Below are 16791 nucleotides of genomic sequence, written 5' to 3'. Positions count from 1 at the left end.
GTCTTGAGCAGCGCAAAGTCAAAACTGACGGCGTTGTTCTGGCAGAGCCGCGCGCTCTGATTGGCAAACGCCTGACCGTAGAAAAGAAGGCAGGCGAGCCCTTTAACAACCGTGACGTGGTGGCCTTGAAACGTCCGTCGCTGGCCGAGGTGGTTCCAGCGGGCCGGGTACTGTACACCCTGGCACCTGACCCACAGAGTATTCCCGTTTCCCAACTGCGCGGTGGCGACCGTCTGGATGTGCTGGTGACCAGCGCAGCTGGCGTTCGCACGGTCGCCCGCGATGTTCGCCTGGTCGGCGTGATGCGCCCCTCGGGTGCCGCAGGCGCGGCCGGTGGTAAAGGTGTGATGAGCTTGCTGCCACAGAAAACCCCGGCCTCTAGCGGTGGCGGCAACATTACCTCTCTGGTTGTAGCCGTCTATCCGGAAAGCGTTTACCCTTTGGCAAGTATCCACACTTCGGAGCGTGTTTCGCTGGTGTTGCACGGTGCGCGGGATCTGGCGCGCGGTGAGCCGCTGGCCGTGCAGCCCGTGAGAACCCATCACGAAGTTGAAATGGTACAGGGGCTGTCACGCTCTACCGTACGAGTGCGGATCTAGCGACCGGTACAAGGTCGCCACAATAATTCAGGAGAGCCAAGATGCGACGGGTGTCAGGCAACGACGGGGACAAAAAAATGTCGGAAGCAAGCAAAGAAAACGACTACTTCCGTAAATTACGCCGCCTCGTTCACAGCAAACTTATTGATACGATTCAGGATGATGGCATCCAGACATTGGGTCAGTCGAAGGAGATCAAAGAGCGCGTCCACTGGATCGTCGACGATCTTAAAAACGAGCGTGGCGCAAGTATTAGTGCAGAGCAACAGACTCGGTTAGAACAGGAAATTTTGCAGGAGCTGAGCGGCATGGGGCCGCTGGCATCTCTTATGCTTGAACCCGATGTTACCGACATTCTGGTCAATGGCCCGGAGGAGGTCTGGGTTGATCGTGGCAAAGCTCTGGAAAAGACCGATATTCGTTTTGATGATGATTCTCATCTGCGCCGCTTCCTGGATCGCATCGTTTCAGCGCAGGGGCGTAACCTGGATTCGGCCAATCCGATGGTAGATGCAAAGCTTGCTGATGGCAGCCGACTACACGCGGTGATCCCACCGCTGTCCAGCCGAGGTGCAGTAGTATCCATTCGCCGTTTTCGCAGTGAGGGGATTACCTCCGAGCAATTGGTGGAAACAGGTTTTCTCAGTTCGGAAATGCTGAAACTCTTGCAGTTTGCGGTAGAAGCTGGAATTAACATTGTTGTGGCCGGAAGCGCAGGCTGCGGTAAAACCACGCTGTTGAATGCGCTGGCAAAAAGTATTCCCGCCACTCAGCGAATCATTACTATTGAGGAAACGGCTGAGCTTAAGCTTGACCATCCTCATGTGATTCCCCTGGAAGCCCGACAATCGAATATGGAAGGCCTGGGAAAAATAGAACTCCGTGATTTGGTAAAAACCTCACTGCGTATGCGCGCCGACCGCATCGTGGTGGGTGAAGTGCGTGGTGGAGAAGTCATGGATATGTTGCAGGCAATGAATGTTGGCCACAGCGGTAGCATGACCACCGTGCACGCGAACAACAGCCATGATGTGCTGAGGCGCCTGGAAGCACTTGCCTTGATGAGTGATGCAGGTGTGCCGCGAGAATCCATTCGCGAGATGATTGCTTCTGCGGTACAGCTCATTGTTCACATCAATCGCTTTCGCGACGGCAAACGTCGGGTGTGTAGCATTAGTCAGGTAATTGCAGAGGGCGACGAGCTTCGGGTGGAGGATATTTACCGTTTCGATGTTTCTGAAACGACCCCCAACGGTGAAATCAGAGGGCAGCATCACTATAATGGTATACAGCCGCGTTTCCTGGAGCAGGTGAAAACTAAGGGGTTTGATGCCGGCGCGCATGGGCTTGGAGCTCTTGGTTCGGGCGAGGTCGAAGCATGATTGATCTCATTTTGCTGTTTGCCTGCTTGCTGTTCGCCGGCTACGCCGCATATTCCTTTTTTTCTCTACGCGCTTCACGTGAGTCCGCTGCAGAGACGGATTTATTTCTAGAGGAGGAGAAGGAACAGCTTGCCGGGGCCTCCTACAAGGTCTCGTCCGTACGCCAATCACTGCAAACCTTAAACTTACGCATTGAGCCGCTACTCTTACTTGGCATAGTGATTGTGGCCAGTGTATGCGTGGGCTTGGTCTTTCTGGAGTTTTTTCCTGAAAGTCAGACTCTCGCCATTATTTCCAGTCTGGCGGTAATGGTGATGGTCTACTTTCTGTTGAATGACATTAGCCGTTGGCTACGTTATCGATTTGAACAAAAACTGGTCGATGCGCTGGATTTAATTCAAGCTGCTGTTGCCGGCGGTGTTTCTCCACAAAGGGCTTTGACGGTTGCGGCCAACACGACACGTGGTGCGGTGTCGCGAGAGTTGCGCGAGGTCGCCGATCGGCTGAGTTACGGACTTCCCGTCGAGCGGGCGGTCGAGCGCATGCAGTATCGTTATAACTCCGAAGGGGTGCGTCTATTCAAGCAAGCGTTGATGGTGAAGTGGGAGTCGGGTACCGGCTTCGCCCCCCTATTGGAATCCATCAGTGAATTGCTGCGTGAGCGCATTAAGTTGCGCATACAGATCAGCGCGCAGTTATCGGGTTCACGCTATGCCGCTATTTTTACGGGTGCGCTGCCTTATCTCTTGGTGCCGCTTTTTCTTTGGAAGCAGCCGGATTGGTTTGAACCCTTAAAAAACAGTGAGCAGGGATCGACGTATTTACTGGTAGCGGTGCTTTCACAAGTGTTTGGCTATTTGTGGCTCAGACGTCTCTTGAGGGTAGAAATATGAGTAGTGATTGGTGGTTCGACATTATCCTCGTTCTGCTCTTGGGAGGCCTCGGATTACTGGCTTGGGCTCTGCGGAGAGTTTCTGCACAAGCTGATGTCAGTGAGCATTTTGAGGTGGATCTGGAGGCCAGTAAACCTCCGCGCAAGTGGGGGCTTTACCCTCAAAAGCTGATACGCCAAAGCGGATTCTCCAGCGATCGGGCGAAATGGGTGTATTGGCCCTTAAAGGTATCTCTGGCTTTGTTGGCGCCCATGGCGCTGATAGAAATCACCACAGGCGAAATGGCGGGTGCCGGTCTGGCGGCTGCCGCAATTGTGGCTTTCCTGGTGCCAGATCTGTTTCTGGTTATGCGGCGCCGCCGTCGCCGGATGGCCATTGCTAGTTCCATGAGCTTTTTCGTGAGTTTGATGGTGGTCTATTTGCGCTCGGGTATGGGGCTGGCACAAGCCTTTGACAATTCAGCCAAGTATGGCCTGACGGACGACAACCCCTTGAGTAAGGAGGTGAGCCTACTTACTCAGGAGATTGCTGCGGGTCGCGAGCGTGATGAAGCCTTTGCCTGTCTGGCAGAGCGTACTGGCGTTGAGGAGCTGGAGCGAATTTCGGCAGTGATGTCGGTCGGTTTCAGCGTTGGGTCTCCGGTGGCGCAAACCTTAGAGGCGCAGGCGGATTTGCTTCGCGCCAAACAACGTCAGGCGGGAACGGAGTTAGCCAACCGCAAGACGATGGAGGCCATGCTACCCATGATTATGGTGTGCTTCCCCATGTTTCTGGTTTTGGTTTTCTATCCGGCCGGCGCGCAGATATACGAGGTTCTTCAGTTGATGAAAGAACTGTTTTAATTAAGTGCTATATTGATTTGAACGCTGGAGTACCAGAATAAACTATGTCTTCTTTACAGTCGCATAACAGCACGCCGGGCGTGAAACGACAACGCGGGTTTATCATAACGGTTGAGCTCATCCTCATAACCACAATTCTGGTGATTGGCACGCTGGCGGGTGTTGTGGCTATACGTGATGCGCTGGTTAAGCAATATGCGCAAAAGCAGTCTCGTGAAGTGTATGTCAGTGATGCCAACGGTCAAGTATTGGGGAAGGCCGTCGATTTTGATGAACACGACGCGCCGCGTATTCCTTATATTGACCGAACGTTGCCGCCTGGCACTGATGGTGTTCAGAGAAACTATCGGGTGTTGATAGGTGTGCGCGATGATCGTTTTACCAGTCGCGAGCCGGTCTATTATTCAACAGAAAACTGTACGGGCACGCCGTGTATTAAAGCGACAAGTGATGAACGCGCAGACAGTTATGATGTAGCCAGTGATGGAGCCGCGGGTGCGGTCAGCTATCTCAATGCGCTGCAAGGAGGACCAAACTACGGCATCGGGCGTGATACTTCGGGAGGTTTCAAGGGTTATTTGTATCGTGAAACGTCTGTAGCCTGTCCGTTTACGCCGGATGCCGTTGTGTCGAGATACATCTCCCAGAAGGTTGTTCCCGGGTTGCCCTGTGAGCCAGTCGCTACATCCTCAGGTGGAACGACTACCACTGGTACAACCGGCGGCACCAGTGGTCCAAATATAGTAGAGGCCTATACTGACTGTATTGTTGGAACGGATCTCACTGGCGCAATTATCCCTTGCAGTTGTCCGAGTGGGTATACGGATGAAGGTGATGTTATTAACGCAATTGATGCTGAAATTCAGAACTCGGTTAATATCGGCGTGGGTGCTACGCGGGGTTTCGTGAAAGACCTCGTACCATTGCAAGTTGGTACCATCTGTTGTCCAAGCGGGTATAGCCTTGATCCTGCGAATCTGGCGGATACCGTCGCGTTCGCTATTCTGGTGCCAAGTATTGAGCTGGCGATAGGGACCGTAGGTAGCGTCGACGCAAAGATACAAACGACCATTCAAGCAGTGGATGACGTACTGAACAACACCGCATTGCAGTGTGTACAAGACGGTGTTGCGCCGCCAACAGACTCGGGAACCGTCGTTGAGAGTAGCGTGGAGCGCACACTGCAGCTGCACTTGGCAGAACCAGTGTCCTCGCCAAACGACCAGACGCAAAACGCGCTCGCACCATTTTCGGCGCCGTTCCAAGTTAATTTGCCGGCAGATGTGGCCGAAGATAGTTGGATCTATATTCCACCAGACGGCGAGGGGTAAGCGCCGCCTGGTTGGTTTACCGGTTAATTTTCGAGTTCAGGAATAACGTCAGCAAACTTTTCTATCATGGGGATGAATAGATCCGGTTTGTCCCACATATCCATTGAAACACCAATATTGCAGCGGTCGAAACCCAAGTCGCGGTAGCGTTTCAGTTTGTCCGGGGTTGGTGAGTCCATTACCTGCAGGGTGATTTCCACGCTGTCGGGGTCGCGGCCGTTATCTTTAACCATCTGTTTGAATTCGCTGACAGCGGTGTCAATATTGGGTAGTGCGACGTCAACCGGAAACCAGCCATCTGCCCATTTCGCGGCATGTTTGACGCCTAGTGGGCCCATCGCGCCAAAGATCACTTTGGGGCCGTCGGCCTGCACTGGCTTAGGCGCGCTCCATACCGGGTCAAACTTTACATACTCGCCGTGGTAGCTGGCCTCATCTTCACGCCACAGAGCGCGCATCGCCTCCACGGTTTCGCGCATCACTGTGTAGCGCTTATTCCAGGGGTGGGGATTCACATTGACGAACTCTTCTTCGTTCCAGCCTACGCCGGTTCCAATAATGACGCGGCCATTTGACAGGTGATCCAGCGTAGCAATGGTTTTTGCCTGGGAGAAAACGTCGCGTTCCATGAGCAGAGCAATCCCGGTGCCCACCTTCAGCTTTTTGGTCACCGCTGCGGCAGCCATCAGCGATACGTAAGGATCCATCATCTGACGGTAGGGCGCGGGCATATCACCCCCGGCCGGGTAGGGGGTTTTACGGGAGCAGGGAATATGGCTGTGCTCACCATACCAGAGTGAATCGTAACCGAGTTCTTCCAGTTTCCTGGCCAGAGTAATCGGATCTGGGTCATGAACGGTGTTCATGGAGCTGAAGCCTAGCCGCATGGTATTGTCCTGTTATTAAAAACATTTTTAATGGTATGGAATAGCGTAACGCGTGCCGCAAGTATTGGGAACACCCGAATGTAGTAGATTACGCTCAGAACCGAGACGGCATAGTCGCTTAAGCGCTTTTGGGGGAGTATACTGAACCCACGTTACAACCGCGTACCGTGCCAATGCGCGCTTTATTGGTCATTTTGCCACTGCTGCTATGTGCAGCCTGCGCTGTATCGCCGCTGCCACTGCCGCCACCCGCCTATGATGCTGACCAGCTTCTGGCCCGGCGTACTATCGGTCTTGATCCTCGCCCCTATCGAGACGAAAAATATTGGTTGAATCCGGATATGGTGATGCGTCACTTTGTGGATTTCAGCACCGAATATACTGATCCGGAACAAATCCCCTTTACACTACTGAAATCGTTACGGGAGGAGTGGCCCGCACGAAAATATCGTCGTGACGCCAATTTCTCCGCTGCCGATGCCTTCCATGAGCAGCAGGCCAATTGCCTGAGTTACAGTGCAATGGTGGTCAGCTTAATGCGCCATGCCGGTGTGCGCGCAAGATTTCAGCGGGTGGAAGCGGCGCCGGAGTGGGATCTGGAGGGAAGTTCTGTTGTTGCCGCTTTGCATATTAATGCGGTGATTTTCCTGCAGGGCAAGCAGGTCGAGGTGGACTGGTTGCCGCGTCGCAATCCGTCGGATTACGAACGACGGTTTATCTTGAGTGATGACCAGGCGCTGGCGGAGTGGCACAACAACCTGGGCGCAGAAGCGCTGCTAAATGATGACCTGCCGCTGGCTTTTGCAGAACTTAGTCGCGCGTTGCGGCTCTCGCCAGACGCGGCCCATATTTGGGTTAATCTGGGGGTTATCTATCGGCGCCTGAGATTGGACGATTACGCCGAATCTGCCTGGTTGATCGCGATTGAGCACGATAACCGCCAGTTGCAAGCCATGAGCAATCTTCAGCGCCTGTATGCGGGGCGTGGTGAACAAGACTTGGCCGGAGATCTCAATAGTCTGATTTTGCACTACCGTAAGAAAAACCCGTACTACTATTACCTGCTGGCACAGCAGGCCGAAAGTGAGAGTCGTTATGACGACGCCTTGCGACATATTCAGCGTGCACGCCGAATGCATGAAGATCTGCGTTTCGATTCGCTGCTGGCGCGCTTATACGAGCGGCTGAACGAGCCCTCGTCCTGACTATTCCCAGCCTTTAAGCTTGCGGTAGATTGTAGACGCGCTAACGCCAAGACACGCTGCAGCCAGTGGAATATTGCCGTCACACTGTTCAATAGCCTGTTCTATGGCTTCTTTTTCCACCTGCCACAATGGGCGGATGCCCTGCGTTCCGTTGGGAACGGGTGGTGCCGTCGCACTGGCGACTGTTGCCGAAGGCGCGGTTATTGGCGATGGAGCGGTCGCCGAAGATGGCGCTGGTGCGCGGGGCCTACCTTCGCCAAACACTGGCAGCATCGCTGCGGTGATTTCCTCACCGTCGTTGATAACTACAACGTTCTCAATGACATTTTGCATTTCCCGAATATTGCCGGGCCAATCGTAGTTGGCAATATTGTTTTCAGCATCGGGTGAAAAACGCGTGAACCCTTTGTTGTTTGCTCGTGACTTTTCCTCCAGAAAATGATTGGCGAGCAAGAGGATGTCTTCACCGCGCTCCCGCAAGGGTGGCAGGTAAACGGGAATAACATTCAGACGGTAGTACAAGTCTTCTCGGAATCGACCTTCTCCCACTTCCTTGGCGGGGTCGCGGTTGGTGGCGCAGACAATACGCACATCTGCGGTTAATACTTTCTGGCCGCCCACTCGTGTAAAGGTGCCGGTTTGCAGAAAGCGCAACAGTTTGGCCTGCAGGTTCAGATCCATCTCACAGATCTCGTCCAGAAACAGCGTGCCGCCATCAGCTTGTTCTGCTGCGCCCTTGCGTTGATTGACCGCACCACTGAATGCGCCTTTTTCGTGACCGAAAATTTCGGATTCGAACAAGTCCACGGGAATTGCCGCGCAATTGATGGCAATAAAAGGCCCCGATCGACGGGCGCTGGTGTTGTGCAGTGATTGTGCGCAAACTTCTTTACCGGTACCGCTTTCGCCAGTGACAAACACGCTTGCTTTACTCTTGGCGGCACTGTCGAGTAGTCGAAACACGGTCGACATTGCCAGCGACTGTCCGACAAAGTATTGCGATACCGAATGTTCACCGCTGTCTTTGACTTCGGTTGCCGCCGCGGCCACAGGCGCAGCCGGCGCCGCCACTTCGTCTTTCTTTTGCGCCAGCGCACTGCCGACAGCGGTCAGCAGTCGCTCTTTGGAAAAGGGCTTTTCAATAAAATCAAATCCGCCCAGTCGCATGGCATCGACGGCGGTGTCGATAGAGCTGTTAGCGGTTACGATAACCACGTTGGCAGGAGCGGGTTGCCGGTTGACAAACTCCAGCACCTCCAGCCCGGTAATGTCTGGCAGACACACGTCCTGAACAATGATGTCAGGCATCCGGTTTTTAATGGCTACCAGCGCTGAGTGTCCATCCAGAAAGTGTTCGGTAGTGAAACCCGCCTGTTCGAGGTAACCACAGTAGAGCGCACCACTCGACGCGCTGTCTTCAACAACATAAACCAGTGGCTGATTATCTGAGTTAGTCATTCATGAATTCCTGCTGGAGTGTATTTTCAACGCTTTCAGTGGTGGTTTGGCACAGTGTTATCAGGCGGGCCGCCTCGTCAGGCGCGTTGCTGTCTGTCACCGCTGAGCTTTCGTTCAGGTCGCGGGCCAGGGCCGCCAGCTCCGTGGCACCATAGAGCATCGCGGAATTTTTCAGCATATGACTGACGGCATGGATTTCAGCGACAAGGTCGTCGGCTTCCCGCAGGCGCCGGGACAGGTCTGCTAGCTCCTGTATGAAAATATTCAGTAAGCGCTTTGCTGTGTCTTTTCCGAGGTCACTGACAAGTGACTCTACTGTCTGATCGTCCAACGCGGCCGGACTAGACTGCAATGTCGCCTGCAGCTTCGCCAACGAGACTGGCTTGTCAATTAATGCGTCGATACCGGCTGCCAGTATTCTCGCTCTTTCCTGGGGGTCGTGTTCGCCGGTAATGGAAATCAGTGTTGTAACGGTGTTGGGCGTGTCATGCTGGCGAAGATAGGCTGCAATGTCGCTACCGCGTTTGCCCGGTAAATGTTCATCCAGCATGATAATGTCGAATGTTGATTCGCAGGCCAGTGTCAGAGCTTCATCGCCGTTTTCGGCAGTGGTAACGTGATAGCCCAGTTTTTCCAGCATGGCTTTAGCGACCAGTAGGCTGGGTAGGCTGTCGTCTGCGAGCAGCAGGTTTGTTCTCGTCATTCCCGTTGTGTCCTGAGTGGAAAAGGGATGCACTAGGGGCAGTAGGATTTGTTCCCAATGCCCTAATTGGCAAGCAATTTACGAACCAGTTTGCAATGATGTAGAGAAAAACCTTCTAAATCAGACAATTGTGTTCACAAGCCTGTGCGTTTGCAGCTACATTTAGCTCATGCCCTCAAGTTTAGGCTGTTTTTTGCAAAATGCAATTCACTATGCAAGTCAATATCGGACACAGGAGGCGGGGCTGATGGCTCTGTCCAGACGCTCACTGATCCTCCAATGTCAGGTCGATCAGCATCTACGTGTACGAAAGATTTCATCTTGGCACGAGAGCTTGCCAGAGGCGAATCGAGCAGATGTAACGGAAGGCTGGCTTACCGGGCTGCTGTCGGGCATATCCCTAACTGACGGCGAACACTGCCTGTTCACCACAAGCCACCCAACGCTGCTGAGTGGTCGCGATGTTGATGTGCAGGTTGAACCTCTGGAGCAGGGCGCACGAATCTCAATCTACTGCTCGATGGCGCAGCGTAGTTTAAGTCGTCGAGCAACAGACCGCACGGCAGCTGTGTTTAATGCGCTCTACGGCTCAAATCTGGATGCCTTAGTCACCATCGATACCCGCGGCGCTATTATGGAATTCAATGCCGCTGCCGAAGCGATGCTTGGCTACCGGCAGCAGGAAGTGCAGGGGGCGGAAGTGGCTGAGATCATTTTGCCCTTCGGCAAGCACGATGTTCAGTACCCCGATATAGCGGGCTACTTTACGGTAGGGAAAGCGCCGTTAACCACCCAACGGTTTGAATTTGAGGCAACGCGTCGGGACGGTTCACGCTTTCCTTGCGAAATAACGCTAGCACCCGCGCAAATCAATGGGGAAATTGCTTTCTTTTCAGCTTTTCTCAGAGATATTTCCGGACGAAAAGCTAACGAAGCGGCGCTGACACGGGCGAAAGAAGCAGCCGAAGCCGGTAGTCAGGCTAAATCGCGATTTCTTGCCCATATGAGCCATGAAGTTCGCTCGCCGGTGAGCGCAATATTGGGTTGCCTTGAACTGCTGTCAGATACCGCTCTCGACAATGAGCAAAACATCCTGGTGAAAACAGCCGATGATGCCGGGCATAACCTGCTGGATGTAATTGAAGACATCCTCAGCTTTTCAAAAATTGAATCTGGAACTTATCAGCTTCAGTCCAGAGTGTTTAGCCCCATACGTGTGCTTGAGCAGGTGGTTGAATCGGCGGCAGTACGCAGTGCGTCGCGCGAATTGCATATTGGCTGCTGTATCGCACCCGATGTGCCGTTGAATGTCGTCTCAGATCCAGTGGCACTGCGCCAGATTGTAAGCAACTTGGTAGATAACGCGCTTAAGTTTACGCAGGAAGGAGGCGTCAGCGTTCGCGTTTATGTGCAGGGCAAGGATCTGAATGCCGACCATCTGGACTTGCGCATTGTGGTTCAGGATACCGGTGTCGGGATAGGCGCGGGCGACCAGGAAAAGATATTCGAAGAGTTCACGCAGGCCGATAGCAGTGACCGCACCAATTTTGGCGGCGCGGGTCTCGGATTGTCAATTTGCAAACGCTTGCTCGAAGCGCTCGGTGGTCATATCACTGTGTCGAGCGAGCCTGGTAAGGGCAGTTGTTTTCAGGTCGTGCTGCCGTGTGGGCTGGCAGATGACACCACGGTCTTTTTCGATACGCAGCAGGCGTTACCGGAAATTGTCGGGGTATCGAGCGACAACACCTGCTTTGCCCGTGATGTGGCGGAGCAGGTTGCGCTACTGGGTAGTTCGACCTGTGCGGCGGACCAGTTGACCGCCGGTGATGCGGTACCATTGGTGATTGACGTGTCGCCCGGCACAATGCCCAGCGAGGTTATCGCCCTTTGGAGCGCCCGTGGCTTTCAACCCGAGCAGCTTATTCTGGCGCTACCCGACGCCTACTCTGAGTGGGCTATTGAGGCGCGCAAAGCGGGCGTTCGTGGAGTGATTGCCCGACCGTTTACGGCCACCGCGATGGTTGGTGCACTGTTAGCCAATAGCAATAACAAGTCGGGCAATGCTAAAGTAAAAGCACCGGGCGGCGGTGCGCGGCTCAACTACCGGATATTGCTTGCAGAAGACAGCAAGGCGAATCAACTGATTGCCACATCGTTGTTGGAAAAAGCGGGTTGTGTGGTTGATATTGCCGAAAATGGGCAAGAGGCAATCGATGCGGTGAAGGCTGAGCATTACGACGCGGTGCTGATGGACGTGCGCATGCCATTGGTAGACGGGCTCACAGCGACCCGTGAAATTCGTCATAGCCACAGCACGGATGAACTGCCGATTATCGCCTTGACGGCGAATGTGTTTGGCTCTGATGTAGACCGTTGTCTCGACGCGGGGATGAATGATTTTATCGGAAAGCCGGTGAGCCGCGACAAGCTGCTCTCGGTATTGTCACGCTGGGTGGAGGGAGCTGCAGACGCCATTCCCTCCCACCCAAAACAGGAAGAAGTAATGCATCCGCTTATCGATGATTCTGTACTGGACCAATTAAAACGAGACACTTCGGACGAAGCGGCTCTGGTCATACTGCAAGCTTTGCAGACCGAGCTTTTCGGTTTTATCGATGTACTTAAAGGTTACGCAGACAGTGGCACCTTGTCTGGCGACGCGCTGGCTACGCTGCGCGACAGCGCGCATCGGTGTAAAAGCAGTGCCGGGTATTGTGGTGCCGTTCAAGTGCAGGAGTTGTCGCAGCAGCTTGAAAAAGCGTGTGTCGATAATCAAGCCGATGTTGCCTTGGAACTCATTCAGGCCCTGATCGACAGCGCCGAAGAAACACAGGCAGTCATTGCAACAATGTTGGATTAATCTCAGTTGATAAACCGATTTTCCAGCCAGAAGTGGCTGCATTCATCCAGCGGGGTGGGTCTGCCCGTCAGATAACCCTGTACGCTGTTGCAACCCAGCTGAGACAGGATGTGCATCTGGGGTTCTGTCTCTACGCCTTCAGCGACGATATTCAGGCCTAAACGTTGTGCCATCGCAATAATGGCGCTGCAAATGGTAAAGTCGTCGTCGCTGGTGTGCAGCCCGTCCACAAAACTTTTATCAATTTTCAATCCATCGATCTTGAATTCCCTCAGTAGGTTTAACGACGCAAAACCGGTGCCGAAGTCGTCCAGCCAAACCTGCACCCCATCTCGCTGGAAGGCCTTGAATGTTCTGCCGATCATCGATGGATTCTGAATAAGAGCTGTTTCAGTCAGTTCCAGTTTTACGGCAGATGCTGGCAGGTTCATATCCATCAGCGTTTTCATCACATGTTCGTAAACATCGCCGGCCTGAAACTGACAGGGCGAAATATTGATAGACATGTAAAGCGGCAAGCCGGACAGCTCTCTGAGATTTTTCAAATCCAGCAGCGACTGCCGTGTAATCCAGTGACCCAGTTCAATAATATCGCCACTCTCTTCGGCAAACGGTATGAAGTCGGCGGGGGAAATCATACCGAAGCGTGGCGACTGACAGCGTACCAGCGCTTCAAAACCTTTCAGGCGGCCGTCAGCGAAACCGAATTGCGGTTGATAGACCATTTGGTAGTGCTGTTTCGCGAGAGCTTCCTTGATGATGTCGAGGATGGGTAGGGGCGCTGCACTGGTGATGGGCTGGGTATTCATAGTCAAATGTCTCGTAAAAGTTACTGCGTCTGAAAGGGTCCTACGCAACTACCGGGCCAAAAACCGTCCGCGTGCCAACCGTATTGGCCAACCGATTGAAAACAAAGTGATTTAATTTTCAGATAGGTTCGACGTGAAAATCATGGGTAGCGCTCGCCGAGGCTGCTTGCGGGTCAATCCATTAATGCAATGCAGTATGCAGCGCATAATGATTTGCAGTTTGCAAAAGCCGGCATCTCATCTCTCGCTGACTCTAGGATAAATTCAATAAAAACAACGCTGTAACGTTCCTGTGTCACATGGTATGCCGTTTGCTTCTATCGTCTTTGATTGCAGTATTTATTTTTATCGGAGACATAAATGAAAGATCTATCAAAAACCGCTCTTTTGCTTATCGGATTTCAAAACGACTATTTTGCTGAGGACGGTATTCTGCACGCGGTTGTGGAGGAATCGTCGCGAGTGACCGGTGTTTTAGACAACACGCTGGCATTGTTGTCCGGTCGCGGCAGAGACTTCGGGCTTGTGGTTTCGACGCCCATTCATTTCACGCCGTCTTATGAAGAGCTTACGGAGCCGGTTGGCATATTGAAAACCATTCGTGAGGTAGGTGCCTTCAAGGCAGGTTCGCGCGGTGCCGAGACAATAGCCGAATTTGAACCTTACACCTCGCTGATTCGCGAAGTTCCGGGTAAGCGTGGTCTGAACGCGTTTTCCAATACGGAGCTGGAAGTCTTGCTCCGCGAACACGGTATTGAAGAAATCATACTGGCTGGCACCGTCACATCTATTTGTATTGACTCAACCGGTCGGCACGCCGCGGAACTCGGCTTTAAAGTCATGGTGCTCAGTGATTGCACCTCAGGCCGCACGGTCTTTGAGCAGCAATACTACTGCGAAAATGTGTTCCCGCTTTATGGCGAAGTAGCCTCCTTGAGTACCCTTGTCGCAGCCTGATAGCGGAGTAGAGTGTTATGGCGGCCACCGAGCAGGAACTGCAGGTACAGATTCAGGCGCGCATGCTTGAGGCGCTTAACTCCCGTGAACAGGAGTTTTCAACCCTCACGTCACTGCTTGCTGATATTGTCTTCCGATGTGATCGCGACGGCAAAATACTGCTGTTGAATTCCGCCTGGGAAGAGGTTCTGGGCTGGAAAGTAGAGGAGTGTCTGGGGAGTAATCTGACGGACTATCAATCGGCAAATGGCTGGTGCCCGGATCCGGAGGTGTCTGATGCGTTCGCCTCTGAAGTGTCTTTTATCACGCGCGATGGCGCAACCCGAGCTTTCAATCTGAAGGCGACGTACTCTGCAGGCAGTTGGTATGGGTCGATGACCGATGTTACGGAATACCATCGGGCGCAGGCGGAATTGGAGCTTGCCAGAGAACGCGAGCGAAAGCTTTCCTTGGTGGCCAGTCGAACGGATAACCTGGTTGTCATCTCTGATGCGCAGGGCACCATTGAGTGGGTAAACGAAAGCTTCGAGCGCGAGACGGGATATTGTTTTGAGATTGCTGTGGGTAAAAGGCCAAGCGAGCTTTTGCAGGGACCGGAAACTTCACAGGACACCGTTGCAGTCATGCGCGAAGGTTTACGCGCGGGAACCGGGTTTAATGTTGAGGTTGTCAATTACAACAAAGACGGCGATGCCTACTGGGTAGAAGTCGATTGCACGCCAGTCGTCGATGAACGGGGCGAACTGGTAAATTTTATCGCGGTTGAACGCATCATTACCGAGCGTAAAGAGTCCGAGTTATTGCTGCGTGACAGCGAGCAGCATTTTCGGACGATTCTAGACACCGTCAGTGAAGCGATTTTTCACTGTGATACGGCGCTGACAATCCAGTATGTGAATCCGGCGTGGAGCGGTATGACAGGCCACGAGCTGACCCCCGGCGAGCGGGTTAACCTGTCGGATTTTGTGCACTGCGATGATATGGAACTGTTGGAGCGTATGTGTGCTGACATCCGGAAGCATTCAGAGCAGGTGCGCCAGGAGTTGCGTGTCATCAGTCGAGAGGGTGGCTGGCGCCATGTGGAAGTGATTCTTTCTAACAGCCAGCTGGATAGCAAGTTGGCGATAACCGGAGCGCTCATTGATATCGACGAACGCTGGCACGCTAACAAAGCCATACTTCAGGCCAAGGAACGCGCCGAGCAACTGTCGCACGCGCGGACCCAGTTTGTGGCGAACATGTCGCACGAAATACGAACGCCGCTCAACGCGATCATCGGCATGAGCAATGTGCTGCGCAATACCCAACTCGACAACGATCAATCAAGTTATGTGGATACGTTGCTTAATGGCGGCAATGCGTTGCTCGCTCTGGTAAACGATATTCTGGATCTGGCAAAGCTTGATGCCGGTGAAATGGAACTCGAAAACCGTCCCTTCGATCTGCTGGAGCTGGCAGAACAATGCATTGATGTTATGGCCAACAGCGCGCAGGAGAAAAATCTGGGCCTGAGTTTGCGGGTTGGCTCCGGTCTCAGTCGCAACCACACTGGCGATGCGCATCGTATTCGTCAGATTTTGTTTAACCTGCTGTCCAATGCCATCAAATTCACAGAGCAAGGCAGCGTCAGCCTCTATCTGGATCAAGAGCGAATGGGCGATGGCACCCTGCTCAAGATCCGTGTTGAAGACACGGGTATCGGCATTGAACGTCAAAAGCTGAATACCCTGTTTGACGCGTTCACCCAGGCAGACCCTTCGATAACCCGTCAGTTTGGTGGCACCGGCCTTGGCCTGGCTATTTCCAAACAGATAGTCGATCAGATGGGGGGCCGTATCTGGGCAGAAAGCAGCCCGGGTAATGGTACGGTTTTCCATTGTGAGTTGCCGACCTATGCCATGCCCGGTGAATCCTTGGGCAGCACCCTGCACGCCTATAACCTCACACCCTCGCAACTGGATGAAGTGAGCGCTGCGGCGGCCGTCGCTGGCTACACATTTTGTAGCCATCAGGATGCGGGGGACGTTGGCCTGGCCCTGCAACACCGGGGTGGAGTTATCACAGCACGTAATAACCTGCCAAACGACACTATCCGCAGCCCTCGGCGGTTACTTGACAGTGTGCGGCTGCGTTTTGAGGGAGGCTCGGAGGTCACTGGACGGAATCAGGCTAAAACGCAGAAAATCCTGCTCGCAGAAGATGTCATACCCAATCAGCTCGTGGCCAAGGCAATGCTGAAACAGCTTGGCTACACCAATGTCACCGTTGTTGAGAATGGTCTGCGGGCTGTTGAGTGCGCGCGCGAGGAACAATTTGATATCGCGCTGCTCGACATTCACATGCCTGTAATGGATGGCATCACAGCTGCAGAGCACCTTCGCCGGGAAAATCTGATACCGGTGATTATTGCGGCGTCTGCCGACGTTACCACCGAGGCCAGATCCCGGACGGAAGCAGTGGGCTTTGACGACATGCTGCCCAAACCCTTTACCCGAGAAAGCCTCGCCGACATGCTCAAGCGTTACTGCCATACGCAAGTGTTTTCCGCCGCCGGTTGAGCATTCATCATGTCATCACGTTGACCGCCGGATGCCTTCGGCCTGGCTTCTTTGCATTATGAAACGCTCAGTCAGACTGATTTGCAAAATGCAAATCAGTTGGCAATTTGCAAAACAGAATATAGCGGGTGAGTTTAAAAAATACTAATAAAAACATATAGATAAGGTTTTTTTCAGGGTTGGCACATTCATCGCAATAACCTCCGGTAACTGAAAGGAGGTTCTCCATGAAAAATTCAACGCAAGGTAAGACGGTTCCCGTAAGCGATCGCATCGTGGCCGCACTGTTATTGTTACTGACGTCACC

The 16791-nt window shown here is 53.3% G+C and carries 14 protein-coding genes; 9 read left to right on the top strand and 5 right to left on the bottom strand.

The annotated features are described in order from the left end of the window. The 5 genes from AC222A_RS16490 to AC222A_RS16470 all read left to right on the top strand — a co-directional run. Window positions 1–599: hypothetical protein (locus AC222A_RS16490; protein WP_486775274.1), on the top strand; the 599-nt coding region annotated here is incomplete at its 5' end. Between the two features lie 41 nt (window positions 600–640). Further along, window positions 641–1981: a TadA family conjugal transfer-associated ATPase gene (locus AC222A_RS16485; RefSeq protein ID WP_372759192.1), complete on the top strand. Its 1341-nt coding sequence runs from the start codon at window positions 641–643 to the stop codon at window positions 1979–1981. Next, window positions 1978–2874 (top strand): type II secretion system F family protein, encoded by an 897-nt coding sequence (locus AC222A_RS16480; protein WP_372750523.1) that lies wholly within the window; start codon window positions 1978–1980, stop codon window positions 2872–2874. Before AC222A_RS16485 ends, AC222A_RS16480 begins: the two co-directional genes overlap by 4 nt. After that, the gene (locus tag AC222A_RS16475; protein ID WP_372759191.1) at window positions 2871–3716 is read left to right on the top strand and encodes a type II secretion system F family protein; all 846 of its coding nucleotides are present in this window, start codon (window positions 2871–2873) and stop codon (window positions 3714–3716) included. The genes AC222A_RS16480 and AC222A_RS16475 overlap by 4 nt, the downstream gene beginning before the upstream one ends. Window positions 3717–3796: 80 nt before the next feature. Continuing rightward, complete coding sequence (locus tag AC222A_RS16470; protein ID WP_486775273.1) at window positions 3797–5047, top strand: hypothetical protein; 1251 nt, start codon at window positions 3797–3799, stop codon at window positions 5045–5047. Window positions 5048–5070: 23 nt separating this feature from the next. Here AC222A_RS16470 and AC222A_RS16465 read toward each other — a convergent pair whose 3' ends face one another. Beyond that, window positions 5071–5913 carry an LLM class F420-dependent oxidoreductase gene (locus AC222A_RS16465; protein ID WP_372749744.1) on the bottom strand — a complete coding sequence of 281 codons (843 nt, stop codon included), beginning with the start codon at window positions 5911–5913 and terminating at the stop codon, window positions 5071–5073. A 194-nt stretch (window positions 5914–6107) separates the two neighbouring features. On the opposite strand from AC222A_RS16465, the gene AC222A_RS16460 reads away from it, so the two are divergent. Continuing rightward, window positions 6108–7139, top strand: coding sequence for a tetratricopeptide repeat protein (locus AC222A_RS16460; RefSeq protein ID WP_372749745.1), 1032 nt, complete (start codon window positions 6108–6110; stop codon window positions 7137–7139). Here AC222A_RS16460 and AC222A_RS16455 read toward each other — a convergent pair whose 3' ends face one another. Then, window positions 7140–8597, bottom strand: a complete 1458-nt coding sequence (locus AC222A_RS16455) for a sigma-54-dependent transcriptional regulator (protein ID WP_372758933.1) — start codon at window positions 8595–8597, stop codon at window positions 7140–7142. Then, window positions 8590–9300, bottom strand: a complete 711-nt coding sequence (locus AC222A_RS16450; RefSeq protein ID WP_372748718.1) for a response regulator — start codon at window positions 9298–9300, stop codon at window positions 8590–8592. Before AC222A_RS16450 ends, AC222A_RS16455 begins: the two co-directional genes overlap by 8 nt. A 247-nt stretch (window positions 9301–9547) precedes the next feature. On the opposite strand from AC222A_RS16450, the gene AC222A_RS16445 reads away from it, so the two are divergent. Further along, a complete protein-coding gene (locus AC222A_RS16445; protein ID WP_486775272.1) occupies window positions 9548–12160 on the top strand; it encodes an ATP-binding protein in 2613 nt (870 codons plus the stop codon). 2 nt (window positions 12161–12162) lie between these two features. On the opposite strand, the gene AC222A_RS16440 is transcribed toward AC222A_RS16445, so the two are convergent. Continuing rightward, a complete protein-coding gene (locus tag AC222A_RS16440; protein WP_372748716.1) occupies window positions 12163–12969 on the bottom strand; it encodes a putative bifunctional diguanylate cyclase/phosphodiesterase in 807 nt (268 codons plus the stop codon). A gap of 360 nt (window positions 12970–13329) precedes the next feature. Here AC222A_RS16440 and AC222A_RS16435 point away from each other — a divergent pair, with 360 nt between their 5' ends. Together AC222A_RS16435 and AC222A_RS16430 are read left to right on the top strand one after the other, a co-directional pair. After that, window positions 13330–13926 (top strand): cysteine hydrolase family protein, encoded by a 597-nt coding sequence (locus AC222A_RS16435; RefSeq protein WP_372748715.1) that lies wholly within the window; start codon window positions 13330–13332, stop codon window positions 13924–13926. 17 nt (window positions 13927–13943) lie between these two features. After that, on the top strand, window positions 13944–16484 hold the full coding sequence (locus AC222A_RS16430; RefSeq protein ID WP_372782308.1) for a PAS domain S-box protein: 2541 nt from the start codon (window positions 13944–13946) through the stop codon (window positions 16482–16484). 67 nt (window positions 16485–16551) lie between these two features. Here the strand turns inward: AC222A_RS16430 and AC222A_RS16425 are convergent. Beyond that, window positions 16552–16791 (bottom strand): hypothetical protein (locus AC222A_RS16425; RefSeq protein WP_486775271.1); only part of this gene is annotated, 240 nt, incomplete at its 5' end.

It is taken from the genome of Litorivivens sp. (assembly GCF_057445395.1).
This window is presented reverse-complemented; position numbering and strand designations above follow the sequence as displayed.

Bases quoted from the DNA above. Each gene is read 5' to 3' on its own strand.
- AC222A_RS16485 (WP_372759192.1), top strand. From the start codon at position 641: ATGCGACGGGTGTCAGGCAACGACGGGGACAAAAAAATGTCGGAAGCA.
- AC222A_RS16480 (WP_372750523.1), top strand. From the start codon at position 1,978: ATGATTGATCTCATTTTGCTGTTTGCCTGCTTGCTGTTCGCCGGCTAC.
- AC222A_RS16475 (WP_372759191.1), top strand. From the start codon at position 2,871: ATGAGTAGTGATTGGTGGTTCGACATTATCCTCGTTCTGCTCTTGGGA.
- AC222A_RS16465 (WP_372749744.1), bottom strand. From the start codon at position 5,913: ATGAACACCGTTCATGACCCAGATCCGATTACTCTGGCCAGGAAACTG.
- AC222A_RS16460 (WP_372749745.1), top strand. From the start codon at position 6,108: ATGCGCGCTTTATTGGTCATTTTGCCACTGCTGCTATGTGCAGCCTGC.
- AC222A_RS16455 (WP_372758933.1), bottom strand. From the start codon at position 8,597: ATGACTAACTCAGATAATCAGCCACTGGTTTATGTTGTTGAAGACAGC.
- AC222A_RS16450 (WP_372748718.1), bottom strand. From the start codon at position 9,300: ATGACGAGAACAAACCTGCTGCTCGCAGACGACAGCCTACCCAGCCTA.
- AC222A_RS16445 (WP_486775272.1), top strand. From the start codon at position 9,548: ATGGCTCTGTCCAGACGCTCACTGATCCTCCAATGTCAGGTCGATCAG.
- AC222A_RS16440 (WP_372748716.1), bottom strand. From the start codon at position 12,969: ATGAATACCCAGCCCATCACCAGTGCAGCGCCCCTACCCATCCTCGAC.
- AC222A_RS16435 (WP_372748715.1), top strand. From the start codon at position 13,330: ATGAAAGATCTATCAAAAACCGCTCTTTTGCTTATCGGATTTCAAAAC.
- AC222A_RS16430 (WP_372782308.1), top strand. From the start codon at position 13,944: ATGGCGGCCACCGAGCAGGAACTGCAGGTACAGATTCAGGCGCGCATG.